Source organism: Mesorhizobium sp. B2-8-9, assembly GCF_006439475.1.
Lineage (GTDB): Bacteria > Pseudomonadota > Alphaproteobacteria > Rhizobiales > Rhizobiaceae > Mesorhizobium.
Map to the genome: position 1 here is coordinate 204,085 of NZ_VFTQ01000004.1, position 12,931 is coordinate 217,015.

Sequence of the window (12,931 nt, forward strand, 5' to 3'; positions counted from 1 at the left end):
GTTACCAGACCATCGGGATCAGCTTGTAGCGCACGCGCGCGGCATAAACGTCATAGCCCTGCAGGCCGGTTCGCAACGTCTTTTCCTCGATAAAGGTGCGGATGCCGAGCAGGACGATGAAGACAAGCACCGACGCCAGTCCCCACCAGGAACCAAGCAGCAGCGCCGTGCCGGCGAAATAAAGTATGGCGCCGGCATACATCGGATGGCGGACATAACTGTATGGGCCGGTCGTGATCACCTTCTGCCCGCGCTCGTCCTGGATCTTCACGACAGGCGCAGCGAAGCTGTTTTCCAGCATAGTGAGATAGCAGATCCAGATACCTACGAGCAGGACCAGCACGCCGACCACCCGCACCCAGACGGGAGCTGCCGACCAGCCGAAACGGAAGTCGAGCCCCATCAGGGCCAGCCAGGCGAAGATGCCGAGCAGCAATATGCTCAGCAATATCTTGTCGGCAGCCGTCTGGGTCTTCTGGATCGGCGGGCGGAGACGCTCATTCATCAGACCTGGATCGCGCCATGCGAGCGCAATGCCCATCGTAAGGCTCAGCCCGACCATCACGACTATGTACACCCAAGCTCCGGTCCAGTGCAGCGTGCCGGCCGACAGAAACAGCAGCACGCCCATGATGCCGAACCATACGAATGTCTGGAAAACCAATCTCGAGATCATGACCAACCTTCCGTGACGTCCCCACCACTATTGGCCACCCCGCTGCCGCCGTTCCTCCGAAAACCCGCAAAAGGTCCTAACCGGCCCAGGGACCGGCGTAATCGGCATAGAGCTTTGCCGGATCGGGCCGCGGCCGCTCCGGCGCCGGCCCCTGATAGGAGCCGATATGGACGAAGCCGATGACACGCTCCTGCGGCGACAGTCCGAGGATTGCCCTGCCCTCCGGAACGTCGGAATACCAGTTGCTGATCATGTTGGTGCCATAGCCCAGCGCGTTCGCCGCGATCATCAGGTTCATCGCCGCCATGCCGCCCGACAGGAACATCTCCCATTGCGGGATCTTCGGGTTCTCCTTTGGTACCGACACGACGCCGATCACCAGCGGCGCGCGTGAGAAGCGCGCCAGCTCCTGGTTGCGCCGGCCTTCCGGCAGCGGCCCCTCGCGCTGTTCGGCAAGTGCCGCCAGCTTCTTGCCGATCTCGATGCGCGCCTCGCCGCGATAAAGGATGAACCGCCATGGCTCGAGCCGGCCGTGGTCGGGAACGCGCGAGGCGGCCGCGATCATCGTCGCGATCTCGGCATCGCTCGGCGCCGGCTCCTTGAGGTCGGGGATCGGCGCAGAATTGCGGGTGAGCAGAAAGTCGATGATCGGCGACGCCATGGGCGCAAGTCTCCTGAAGGCATTCGATTTTGAGCTGAAGCACGCCATCGGGAGGTCGGGCGGCTCGGGCGGTGGCGTTTTGCGCCTGATAAGAAGCCGCCGCGCCGGGCGGCGCGCTTCTAGGCCTTGAAATTGCCACCGCCTTGGGCTTCAACGCAAGGCATGTTTGAGGGGATCTTGCGCCTTTTCGTGATCGCACTCGTCGCTGCGTTGTTCGCGGTGCCGGTTTCCTTCGCGCTGGCCCAGAACGCCAACGACATCGGCGACATCAAGCTTCCAGGCATTTCGAGCTACGCAACCCCGAAGGCCGGGACGCCGCTGGCGCTCGGCAATGGCGGCGCCATCACGCTGTCGGCGCAGTTGACCGACAAGGGCGCCGACATCACCCGCGGCATCGTCTGGCGGGTTTTCAGGCCGCAGCCCGCCAGTGATGGCAAACTGCCGATGGTAGCATCCGCCCATGGCGGCACGGCCGTGTTCCAGCTCGACCCCGGCAGCTATCTTGTCCATGCCTCCTACGGACGCGCCGGCGCCACCAAACGCATCACGGTCGGCAAGGAGGCAAAGCGCGAAAGCCTTGTGCTCGACGCCGGCGGCCTGAAGCTCGACGCGGTGACGTCGGGCGGCGCGCCCATCCCGCCGAAGAAATTGCGCTTCTCGATCTATGAAGGCCAGGCCGCGGCCAATGGCGACCGGGCGCTGATCGCCCCCGACGTCGCGCCGAACACCGTTGTGCGGCTGAACGCCGGCACCTACCATGTCGTCTCCACCTATGGCGCGGTCAACGCCGTGATCCGCTCCGACATCCGCGTCGAGGCCGGCAAGCTGACGGAGGCGACCGTCGAGCACCGCGCTGCCGAGATGACGATGAAGCTGGTGCGCGAGCCCGGCGGCGAGGCCATCGCCGACACGTCCTGGTCGCTGCTCAACGAGAGCGGCGATCCGATCAAGGAAGCGGTCGGCGCCTTCGCCTCGATGGTGCTGGCCGAAGGCCAATACACCATCATCGCCAAGAACCGCGACCGTATCTACCAGAAGGATTTCACGGTCGTTGCCGGCCAGAACCAGGAAATCGAGGTCGTGGCCAACGAATCCTCAGCCATCGACCCCGAGGAAGGCGCGGACTGATCGGGCTGATCAGGCTGCCTTGCGCATCCGCTTCGGCAGGAACGGCACGCGGCCACGCTGCGCGGAAGGCGTCGCCAGATCGAAGACCGCGCGATAGAGGCGATCGAGCAGCGCCTTGCGGTCGCGCAGCGGCTCGAGGTCGCTCCATCTCAGCACGTCGCCGATGCGCACCTCGATCGCCTTGCCCGACAGTCGGGCGAATTCGCGGATAAGCAAGGAGGTGCGCAGCGTCAGCGACGCCTTGCCGATGAACTTCGCCACGCGGTTGTCGCGCTCGGCCATGTTCATCGGGCCGCTGACGAGATGGAACAGGCGGCCGTTCTGGCCGGAGAAATGCATCGGAATGACCGAGGCCTTGGCGTCCTGGACGAGCTTGGCCGGGAACATCTTCCACGGCAGGTCGATGGCGCGGCCGAAACCCTTCGGCGCCGTGGCTACGCCGCCGGCCGGGAACACGACGATGGTGACGCCTTCCTTCAACAGCCGCACCGCTTCATGGCGCACCGCCATGTTGTTCTTCAACGCTTCCTTGGTCTCGGAAAAATCGATCGGCAGCGAATAGGGCTCCATCTCGCGGATCCTGAGCAGATCCTTGTGGATCATGACCCGGAACGGCCGGCCGAGCTGCTCGGCCAGCGACAGCACCGCAATGCCGTCGCCGATGCCGAAGGGATGGTTTGCGACGATGACCAGCGGCGTGTCCGGCAGCGCTGGCGGCGGCCATTGCACAGCGTTGCGGACCTTGACGTCGATCAATTCCAGCATGCGGCTGAATACGCGGTCGCCTGTCGGCACAACCTTGCGACGCCAGAAATCGTAGAGCACGGCGAAGCGGTCGCGCCCCGACAGGCCCTCGACCGAATGGATGAACCAGCGCGTCAGCACCGGTTGATGCGGGTTGGCGTAGGAAAGCTCGGGAAACCGTCTTTCCCGCAGTTTCAACTTGAGCATGGCGGCTCGTTACAAGGCTGGCGTGACAGGCATATGAAAATGGCGGTGGACACGCCACCGCCATTCAAGGAAGCGCTGGTAAGTCAGGCTGCGCGACGCTTGCGGTCGGGCGAGACCGCCTCGTCGGAAAGCTGCTTCACCGCGTCGTCGAGCTTCAGCGATTCCTGGTCGCGGGAGCCAAGCCGGCGGACATTGACGGTTTCCTCTTCCGCCTCGCGCCTGCCGCAGACGAGGATGACCGGCACCTTGGCGAGCGAATGCTCGCGCACCTTGTAGTTGATCTTCTCGTTGCGCAGGTCGGCTTCGGCGAGCAGCCCCGCGGCCTTCAGCCGCTCGACCACATTCAAGGCGTACTCGTCCGCATCCGAGGTGATCGTCGCCACCACCACCTGCAGCGGTGCGAACCACAGCGGGAAATGGCCGGAATAGTTCTCGATCAGGATGCCGAGGAAGCGCTCCATCGAGCCGCAGACGGCGCGATGCACCATCACTGGCTGCTTCTTCTCCGAATCCGAGCCGATATAGAAGGCACCGAAGCGCTCCGGCAGGTTGAAGTCGACCTGCGTGGTGCCGCATTGCCATTCGCGGCCGATGGCGTCCTTCAGCACATATTCGAATTTCGGCCCGTAGAAGGCGCCCTCGCCCGGATTGATCGAGGTCTTGATGCGGTTGCCGGAGCGCGTGCGGATCGTCTCCAGCACATTGCTCATGATCGCCTCGGCATGGTCCCAGGCCTCGTCGGTGCCGACGCGCTTGTCCGGCCGCGTCGACAGCTTCACGCTGACCTCCTCGAAGCCGAAATCGGCATAGGTGGACAGGATCAGGTCGTTGATGCGCAGGCACTCGGCCGCCAGTTGCTCCTCGGTGCAGAAGATATGGGCGTCATCTTGCGTGAAGCCGCGCACGCGCATCAGCCCGTGCAGCGCGCCCGACGGCTCGTAGCGATGCACATTGCCGAACTCCGCAAGCTTTACGGGCAGTTCGCGGTATGACTTCAACCCATGCTTGAAGATCTGCACATGGCCCGGACAATTCATCGGCTTCAGCGCGAAGACGCGGTCATCGTCGGTGTCGTCGCCGGCGACCGTGACCTTGAACATCGCATCACGGTACCAGCCCCAGTGTCCCGACGTCTCCCACAGGCTCTTGTCCAGCACCTGCGGCGCGTTGACTTCCTGATAGCCGTGCTCGTCGAGGCGGCGGCGCATGTAGTTGATCAGGTTCTGCACCATCTTCCAGCCCTTAGCGTGCCAGAAGACGACGCCTGGTCCCTCTTCCTGGAAATGGAACAGGTCCATCTCGCGGCCGAGCTTGCGGTGGTCGCGCTTCTCGGCCTCTTCCAGCAGGGTCTGGTAGGCATCGAGCTGCGCCTGGTCGGCAAAGGCTGTGCCGTAGATGCGCGTCAGCATCGGATTGTTCGAGTCGCCGCGCCAATAGGCGCCCGCCACCTTCATGAGCTTGAAGGCATTGCCGATCTGCCCGGTCGAAGCCATGTGCGGACCCCGGCACAGGTCGAACCAGTCGCCCTGTGCGTAGATTTTGAGGTCCTGGTCCTCCGGAATCGCGTCGATCAGCTCAAGCTTGTAGCGCTCGCCCTTCTCGGCGAAGACCTTCTTCGCCTTCTCGCGCGACCATACTTCCTTGGTGAACGGCTTGTTGCGCTGGATGATCTCGCGCATCTTCTTTTCGATCACCGGAAAATCGTCCGGCGTGAACGGCTCGTTCCTGGCAAAGTCGTAATAGAACCCGTTCTCGATAACCGGCCCGATCGTCACCTGCGTTCCCGGCCACAGCTCCTGCACGGCCTCTGCCAGCACATGCGCGGCATCGTGGCGGATGAGCTCCAGCGCGCGCGGATCCTCGCGAGTGATGATCTCGACCTTGCCGGACGTGCCGAGCGGATCGGAAAGATCGCGAACGGTGCCGTCGAGGCTATAGGCGACAGCCTTCTTGGCCAGCGACTTGGAGATCGATTCGGCAAGACCGGCGCCGGTCAGCGCCGCGTCGTACTCGCGGACCGAACCATCGGGAAATGTCAGGGAAACGGAATTCGGCATCAGGGTTCTCCTATCCAGTCCCGCAAACGAGCGCGGGTGGTGAAATGCATGTCGCTGGATGCGTTGCGGCTTGCAGAGGGTTAGCCGGAGGCGTCCGGCGCGGCAGTCTTTTATGAGGAGTTTCCGCCGCCGTAAAGCCGCCAGCCATCTATTTGATAGGCTGTTCTATTTGATGAGGTCGGGCAAATCCTTCAGGAACGCCGCCCGCGTCGCGAGACCCTTCGGCTCTCCGGTACGCTTGGCATCGACGACCAGCCTTGCAAAGACGATGCGCCGGCTCCCCTTCTCGGCCCAGCCGACGAACCAGCCGAGCGAGCGCTTGCCGTCCTGGCCGAGCCTGGTGCTGCCCGTCTTGCCTTGCACCGTCCAGTCCCCTGCCGCGAAGGTCGGCAGGATCGCCCTGGTCATCTCATGCGCCTTCGCCGACACCGGCATCTTGCCGGCGAGCAGCTGGCGCAGGAAAGCCGTCTGCTCGACCGGCGATATTTCGAGCGAGGAATTGATCCAGGATTGCGTCAGCCCGTTGTCCTTGCCGGCATCGCCCGAGACATCCTTGTTGCCATAGCCGAATTTCGACATGTAGCCGGCGAACTTCTCGGCACCGAGCCGCCGCGTGATCTCGCGCGAATACCAGACGATGGAATCGCGCTCCCAGATCGTCGGATCGACGGTCTTCTGGTCGCGCTTCGCCGCCTTGAACTCCGGCTTGTACTCCCAGCTCGGCGTATGCTCGTCGCTCAGGATGCCGGCATCGTAGCCGATCAGCGCCAGGGGCACCTTGAAGGTAGAAGCCGGGCTGACGCGCTGCTCGCAGACGCCGTCCTGGTAAAGTGTTGCGCCGCTTTGCTGGTCCTGGATCAGCGTGCAGTGGATGTCGCCGAGCGGCGCCGATTGCGCCCGCACCGGCAAGCCCAGCATCCAGGCCAGCAGGAAAAGGACGATGGCGAAAATGAAAGGATAGCGGTCCATCTGGCGCATGGCGAAGTCACTCCGGAATGGGATTGCAGGAGCGGCTTAGCGAGGCGACTTGTCTCGATTTTGTCTCAAATTCGCAGTGTTCGTGCAGCTTCGCGTTAACCCTACCGGATCGTTAAAATCCGCGTCGCGCGGGACGGCGAAGCGATCAGATTTCGGGCTCGCTGTGCCTTTTGCCGATCCGCCAATAGCGCCAGGGCATGAACCAGACATAGCGCTGGGCAAGCACCTCCGGCACGCGGTCGATGCCATGCGTCCCAAACGGCCCGCAGCGCAGCACCCGGAACAGTCCCATCCAGCCGCCCGCCCACAGGCCATGGCGGGCAATCGCCTCATGCGCATATTCGGAGCAGGTCGGCAGATGCCGGCAGCTGTTGCCGACAAAGCCGGACAGCGTCAGCTGGTAGAGGCGCACGAGCGAGGTCCCCAGGATGCGCCCGGGCGTCTTGCGCCAAGGCCCCGGCCAGTTGCGCCCGCGCTGGATTGGCCGGCCATCATGCGTATGTCCGGGATGGTCGCCCACCCGCATCTCCGCGGTTGTTTTGCTACGCGATAGATGTGTCCTTCCGACCTCGAACGCAACGCCCTTTCCCCTCATGGCCTGCGGCGACGGACAGGATGCCGGTCGGCCACTGGCGCATGGAACTGCCGGGCCTTTCCTCGCACCAGCCGGGGTGCCGGCTCTTGTCGCGCCACTGAAACGTCGCGATCAGCATGACGTCGCTCAGAATGGCCAGGAACTGGTTCATGGCAGTGCTCCTTTGAGCACCGATTAGACTGCCGCTGGCCTTCCTTCTCAAACGAGTATAATTTCGGCTTCGGATAACCTGAGGTTATGCGATATGAAGCGTGGCCGGCTGCCGCTGACGGCGCTCAGGAGCTTCGAATCTGCCGGCCGGCACCTTAGTTTCAGCCTGGCGGCCGAGGAGCTTTATGTCTCGCAGGCCGCGATCAGCCGGCAGATACGCGAGCTCGAGACCTTTTTGGGCAGACCGCTGTTTCTGCGCCTCCATCGCCGCGTCGAGCTGACGGATGCGGGACATCTGCTACTCGACCGATTGGTCAGAAGCTTCGACGACATCGATCGCGTGCTTTCGGAGCTTACGGCCTCGCCCGCGCAGGCGATTGTCCGCGTCAGCGTCGAACCGTCGCTTGCCGCCATATGGCTGCTGCCGCGGCTCAATCGCTTTCGCCAGTTGCGGCCCGATATCGATGTGTCCCTCGAAGTCGATCCACGGCCGATCGAGTTCCGCAGCGATCAGCCCGAACTCGCCTTGCGTTTTAGCGCCCACGCCACGTCATGGCCGCGTAGCGAGGCCGAGCGCCTGGCCTCGACTGTCGATTCACCGGTCCTGTCGCCGGCGCTGCTCGCCTCCGGCCCTCCGCTGGAAAGGCCGATCGACCTTCGCCATTACACGCTGCTGCATGAGGAAAACCGCCAGGGTTGGGCGCGCTGGTTCCAGGCCGCCGGCGTGCCCGCCGACGCAGTGCCCGCGCGTGGCCCGATGCTGGCCGATGTCTCGCTTTCGAAACAGGCTGCCCTGCTTGGCCATGGCGTGGCGCTCGGCGATCTTTTGCAGATCGGCGAGGACCTTGCGTCAGGCACTTTGATCAAGCCGTTCGATATCGATGTGGCTTCCGGCGCCTACTGGCTGGTGGCCAGGAGCCTGCGGAATCTGCCGGAACCCGCCAAGGCATTTGCCGACTGGATACGAAGCGAATTCGCCGTGACCAGGGAAGCGGCCTGACCGCTGCGCTCAAGCCGCCTGTTCGGCGCGCTTCTTCTCGATCTGGCCGATCGCGTCGACCACCGCGTCGAAGGTCAGCATGGTCGAGGCATGGCGCGCCTTGTAGTCGCGCACCGGCTCCAGATATTTGAGGTCGGCGAAACGGCCTTCCGGCGGCGCGCCGTTCTCCTTCAGCATCTTCAGCATGGTTTCGCGCACGGCGCGCAATTCGTCGGCGCTGGCGCCGACCACATGCTGGGCCATGATCGAGGACGAGGCCTGGCCGAGCGCGCAGGCCTTCACGTCATGGGCGAAATCGGTCACCACGTCGCCGTCCATCTTGAGGTCGACCGTGACGGTCGAGCCGCACAATTTGGAATGCGCCCTGGCCGTCGCGTCGGCATCGTCGAGCCGGCCGATCCGCCCTATATTCCCGGCGAAACCGAGAATTTTCGCATTGTAGACGTCGTCGATCATATTTTTCCAATCCGTCGCCGCCAAGCGAACAGGCTTTGCCGCTCTCGCGTCTTCCTTTCGCGCCGCTCGAACCATATATAATGGTCGCAGTCGGGCATCGACAAGGCGACGAAAAAGCCGTTGTCCCTGCTCATCTGTTCACGCCGCTTGCGGGATGGAAATGGGCGATTTTCACCCAAAAGGTCGTGGTCCGTTCAACTCGTCCCACCTTTGAGTGGGACTACGGGAGACGCCTTTATGGATGCCGTCATCAAGAAAATCATGCCCCCGTCCGAATATTTGGAAAAGCCCGTCACCGACCGGCCGAGCGAAGCCGAGGTCGAAGCCGCCGTCCGCACACTTTTGCGCTGGACCGGCGACAATCCGGACCGCGAAGGCCTGATCGACACGCCCAAGCGCGTCACCAAAGCCTTCCGCGAAATGTTCAACGGCTATGACATGTGCCCGGCCGACGAGCTTGGCCGCACCTTCGAGGAAGTCGCCGGCTATGACGATCTCGTCATCGTCAGGAACATAAAATTCCATTCGCATTGCGAGCATCACATGGTGCCGATCATCGGCAAGGCGCATGTCGGCTATCTGCCTGACGGCAAGGTCGTCGGCCTGTCGAAGATCGCGCGCGTCGTCGACATCTTCGCGCACCGGCTGCAGACGCAGGAGGCCATGACCGCGCAGATCGCAGGCGTCATCCAGGACGTGCTCAACCCGCGCGGCGTCGCCGTCATGCTCGAGGCCGAGCATATGTGCATGGCCATGCGCGGCATCCGCAAGCAGGATTCGACCACGTTGACCTCCACCTTCACCGGCGTCTTCAAGGACACGCCGGAGGAGCAGGTCCGCTTCGTCACCATGGTGCGCGCCGGCGGCTGATCGCCGGCCATCGCCGGCCATTAGAAAGAAAGATCTACCGGCGATGTCGGCACTGCAATTCCCCAAAGCCCCATCCGATAAGAAATCGCTGGAGGAAGGCTCCGTCCTTTCTCCGCGCTTCGATGCGGCCGGCCTCGTCACCGTCGTCGTCACCGATGCCGGCGACGGCATGCTCTTGATGGTCGCGCATATGAATGCCGAGGCGCTGGCGCTGACGCTGGAGACCGGCATTGCCCATTACTGGTCGCGATCACGCAACGCGCTGTGGAAGAAGGGCGAAACCTCGGGCAATTTCCAGCAGGTTGTCGAGATGCGCACGGATTGTGACCAAGACGCGATATGGTTGCGCGTCAAAGTGTTGGGCCACGACGCAACCTGCCACACCGGACGGCGTTCTTGTTTTTATCGGACGGTGGGGCTCAGCGACGGCAAGGCGGTGCTTGTCGGCGATGGCAGCAAGCCGCTGTTCGATGCGAACCAGACGTATCGGAAGCCGGTGTGAACCATTCGATATTCACAAACCATTCAGATTCACTATTCTCAAATATCCTTTTGGTAGAAGGGATATGGGACAAGGGAGATCATGATGCTCGAATGGGCGTCATTGCGCAGCAGACCTGACGTTCGGGAGGCCAATGGCCCGGCATCGTCCGGCGGCGCGTCTGACCCGACCTCTCAGAAGAAAATCGGCATTTCGCTGGCGCTCGGCGGCGGTTGCGCCAGGGGCTGGGCCCATATCGGTGTGCTGCGCGCGCTCGACGAGGCCGGCATCGAAGTATCGATGATTGCCGGCACCTCGATCGGCGCGCTGGTCGGCGGCTGCTACCTTGCCGGCAAGCTGGACGAGCTGGAGGAGTTTGCCCGAAGCCTGACCAAGCGGCGCATCTTCGGCCTTCTTGATCTCAATCTGCGCGGCAGCGGCCTGTTCGGCGGCATGAAGCTCGACGCGCGGCTGCGCGAGCATCTGGCCGGCGTCCGCTTCGAGAACTTGTCGAAGCCCTTTGTCGCCGTCACTTCGGAAATTCGCACCGGCCATGAGATCTGGCTGTCGAATGGCTCGCTGATCACCGCCATGCGCGCCTCCTACGCGCTGCCCGGCGTTTTCGAGCCGGTGAACTGCAACGGCCGCATCCTGGTCGACGGCGCGCTGGTCAATCCGGTGCCTGTGTCGGTCTGCCGCGCCTATGAGCAGCCGCTCGTGGTCGCCGTCAACCTGCACTACGACCTGTTCGGCCGCGCCGCCGTGATAAAGCACAGCGCCGGCGAACTGGTCGTGGAGAATGACGCGCCGAGACTCGGCCAGCCCGAGCATCAGGCCCATCATACCCGCCTTGGCATCACCGGCGTGATGGTCGAGGCGTTCAACATCATCCAGGACCGGATTTCGCGCGCCCGGCTGGCCGGCGACCCGCCGGACATGTCGCTGCAGCCCAAACTCAGCCATATCGGCCTGACCGAATTCCACCGCGCCGACGAGGCGATCAGCCTCGGCTATCAGGCGACGAAGTCCCAGATCAACGAACTGACCCGGCTGCAGTCCGTCCTGGTCTGATCGCAATCCTTGAGTTGTGTTGAGATTCAGGCGAGTGCCGCATCGCTGATGCGGAACTGCACCATGCGGTTTCCGTTCCAGTAATTGCCCGACAACGAACCGGCGATATGCACGGTCCTGCCCCTGTTTTTAAACAGGAATTCGCCGAGCGCGGTGTCGACCGCACGGAACGCTATGGCTTGGATGTTGCCGCCGCTTTGCGACTGCAGGTCCACCCGAATGTGGTTGGTGCCGATCGCGCGCGCGTCGGCCAGCCGATGGCGCGGCAGCACGAACACCGGCGCGATGTGCCCGGCCCCGAACGGCCCGGCTTTCTCCAGCGCGTCGAGCAGCGCGATCGTGGCGCCCTCGGCGGCCAAGGCGCCGTCGATCGCCAGGCTCTCCTCGTTCTGCAGGCGAAACACGTCGGCTGCGGCGCGCTCCTCAAAAAAGGCGCGCAGTTCGCCGAGCTTGGAGCGCTCGACGGTGATGCCCGCGGCCATCGCGTGGCCACCGCCCTTGACGATCAGCCCGGCCTCGGCAGCCTCGCGCACCAGCCGGCCGAGATCGAAGCCGGTCACCGAGCGGCCGGAGCCCGTGCCGATGCCGGTCGAGTTGAAGGCGATGGCGAAGGCCGGCCGGCGCGCATGATCCTTGAGCCGCGAGGCGATCAGCCCGACGATGCCCGGATGCCAGCTGTTGCTGGCGGTGACGATGACTGCCGGACCGTTGCCGCCCGCAAGCTCCGCATCGGCCTCGGCGCGCGCCTGCGCCAGCATCTCCTGTTCCATCTGCTGCCGTTCCTGGTTCAGCCGGTCCAGCGTCTCGGCAATGCCCGCCGCCTCGACGGGATCGTCGGTGGCCAGAAGCCGGCTGCCGAGCGCGGCATCGCCGATGCGGCCGCCGGCATTGATGCGCGGGCCGATCAGGAATGACAGATGGAAGGTGTTGATCGGCTCGCCGATGCGCGAGACCCGCGCCAGCGCCGCCAGCCCCTCATTCTTCTGCTGGCGCAACACCTGCAGCCCCTTGACGACGAAGGCGCGGTTGACGCCGGTGAGCGGGACCACGTCACAGACCGTCGCCAGCGCCACCAGATCGAGCATCGAAAGCAGGTCGACCGGTGCGGCATTCGGCAGCCTCTCGCGCAGCACTTTGGCCGTCTGTACCAGGCACAGGAAGACGACGCCGGCGGCGCACAGATGTCCCTGCCCCGACAGGTCGTCCTCGCGATTGGGATTGACCACGGCGTCCGCCGCCGGCAACGGACCGCCGACCTGGTGATGATCGAGCACCACGACATCGGCGCCGGCTTGCCTGGCCGCGTCGATCGACGTCGCGCTGTTGGTGCCGCAGTCGACGGTGACGATCAGCTTCGCGCCGCGCGAGATCAAGTCCCGCATCGCTTCCGGATTGGGCCCGTAGCCTTCGAAGATGCGGTCCGGGATGTAGATTTCGGACGGCACCGAAAAATGCGTGAGAAAGCGTTTTAACAGCGCCGACGAGGCCGCGCCGTCGACATCGTAATCGCCGAAGATCGCCACTTTTTCGTGGGCGACGATCGCATCGGCCAGCCTCGCCGCCGCTTTCTCCATATCGGTCAGCGATGCTGGATTCGGCAGAAGCTCGCGAATGGTCGGATCGAGGAAGCGCGCGGTCTGCTCCACGCTGACGCCGCGCCCGGCAAGCACTCGCGCCACGATGTCGGGCACGCCATGGCCCTGCGCCATGGCCAAGGCGGCCATGTCCTGGCGCTCGGTCAGCCGGTGTTCCCACGAAACACCGGTCGCCGACTGCCTGACATCGAGGAAGAACCGTTTCTCGCCCGTCATGCGACGCGCCGTCTGCACATCATTATTGCGCAGATATCAATATGCG

Annotated in this window: 14 protein-coding genes; 5 read left to right on the plus strand and 9 right to left on the minus strand. The window is 63.8% G+C overall.

Annotated features, from left to right (window positions below; genetic code table 11):
* Position 1 precedes the first annotated feature (1 nt).
* Positions 2-676 carry an isoprenylcysteine carboxylmethyltransferase family protein gene (locus tag FJ423_RS07150; protein WP_140840392.1) on the minus strand — a complete coding sequence of 225 codons (675 nt, stop codon included), beginning with the start codon at positions 674-676 and terminating at the stop codon, positions 2-4.
* 76 nt (positions 677-752) lie between these two features.
* The gene (locus tag FJ423_RS07155; RefSeq protein ID WP_140840394.1) at positions 753-1,337 is read right to left on the minus strand and encodes a nitroreductase; all 585 of its coding nucleotides are present in this window, start codon (positions 1,335-1,337) and stop codon (positions 753-755) included.
* 162 nt (positions 1,338-1,499) lie between these two features.
* Here FJ423_RS07155 and FJ423_RS07160 point away from each other — a divergent pair, with 162 nt between their 5' ends.
* Entirely contained in the window at positions 1,500-2,465 is a 966-nt protein-coding gene (locus tag FJ423_RS07160; RefSeq protein WP_095765067.1) for a hypothetical protein, read from the plus strand.
* 9 nt (positions 2,466-2,474) lie between these two features.
* Here the strand turns inward: FJ423_RS07160 and FJ423_RS07165 are convergent, their stop codons facing one another.
* The 5 genes from FJ423_RS07165 to FJ423_RS07185 all read right to left on the minus strand — a co-directional run bounded on the left by FJ423_RS07165 (position 2,475) and on the right by FJ423_RS07185 (position 7,197).
* Positions 2,475-3,416 carry a GNAT family N-acetyltransferase gene (locus FJ423_RS07165; protein ID WP_140840396.1) on the minus strand — a complete coding sequence of 314 codons (942 nt, stop codon included), beginning with the start codon at positions 3,414-3,416 and terminating at the stop codon, positions 2,475-2,477.
* A gap of 83 nt (positions 3,417-3,499) precedes the next feature.
* The gene (thrS, locus tag FJ423_RS07170; RefSeq protein WP_140840398.1) at positions 3,500-5,473 is read right to left on the minus strand and encodes a threonine--tRNA ligase; all 1,974 of its coding nucleotides are present in this window, start codon (positions 5,471-5,473) and stop codon (positions 3,500-3,502) included.
* A 165-nt stretch (positions 5,474-5,638) separates the two neighbouring features.
* Entirely contained in the window at positions 5,639-6,451 is an 813-nt protein-coding gene (gene blaOXA, locus FJ423_RS07175) for a class D beta-lactamase (RefSeq protein WP_140840400.1), read from the minus strand.
* Between the two features lie 145 nt (positions 6,452-6,596).
* A complete protein-coding gene (yidD, locus tag FJ423_RS07180) occupies positions 6,597-6,977 on the minus strand; it encodes a membrane protein insertion efficiency factor YidD (RefSeq protein WP_140840402.1) in 381 nt (126 codons plus the stop codon).
* Between the two features lie 16 nt (positions 6,978-6,993).
* Positions 6,994-7,197, minus strand: a complete 204-nt coding sequence (locus tag FJ423_RS07185; protein WP_140840404.1) for a hypothetical protein — start codon at positions 7,195-7,197, stop codon at positions 6,994-6,996.
* A gap of 93 nt (positions 7,198-7,290) precedes the next feature.
* On the opposite strand from FJ423_RS07185, the gene FJ423_RS07190 reads away from it, so the two are divergent.
* Positions 7,291-8,196, plus strand: a complete 906-nt coding sequence (locus FJ423_RS07190) for a LysR substrate-binding domain-containing protein (RefSeq protein WP_140840406.1) — start codon at positions 7,291-7,293, stop codon at positions 8,194-8,196.
* A gap of 9 nt (positions 8,197-8,205) precedes the next feature.
* Here FJ423_RS07190 and FJ423_RS07195 read toward each other — a convergent pair whose 3' ends face one another.
* A complete protein-coding gene (locus FJ423_RS07195; RefSeq protein WP_140627330.1) occupies positions 8,206-8,652 on the minus strand; it encodes an iron-sulfur cluster assembly scaffold protein in 447 nt (148 codons plus the stop codon).
* Between the two features lie 237 nt (positions 8,653-8,889).
* Here FJ423_RS07195 and folE point away from each other — a divergent pair, with 237 nt between their 5' ends.
* The 3 genes from folE (at position 8,890) to FJ423_RS07210 (ending at position 11,074) form a co-directional block, all read left to right on the plus strand.
* Entirely contained in the window at positions 8,890-9,522 is a 633-nt protein-coding gene (folE, locus tag FJ423_RS07200; RefSeq protein WP_095765060.1) for a GTP cyclohydrolase I FolE, read from the plus strand.
* Positions 9,523-9,565: 43 nt separating this feature from the next.
* The gene (hisI, locus tag FJ423_RS07205; protein WP_140840408.1) at positions 9,566-10,024 is read left to right on the plus strand and encodes a phosphoribosyl-AMP cyclohydrolase; all 459 of its coding nucleotides are present in this window, start codon (positions 9,566-9,568) and stop codon (positions 10,022-10,024) included.
* A gap of 84 nt (positions 10,025-10,108) precedes the next feature.
* A complete protein-coding gene (locus FJ423_RS07210; protein WP_140840548.1) occupies positions 10,109-11,074 on the plus strand; it encodes a patatin family protein in 966 nt (321 codons plus the stop codon).
* A gap of 26 nt (positions 11,075-11,100) precedes the next feature.
* On the opposite strand, the gene recJ is transcribed toward FJ423_RS07210, so the two are convergent.
* Positions 11,101-12,885 carry a single-stranded-DNA-specific exonuclease RecJ gene (gene recJ / locus FJ423_RS07215; RefSeq protein ID WP_140840410.1) on the minus strand — a complete coding sequence of 595 codons (1,785 nt, stop codon included), beginning with the start codon at positions 12,883-12,885 and terminating at the stop codon, positions 11,101-11,103.
* Between the last annotated feature and the right edge of the window lie 46 nt (positions 12,886-12,931).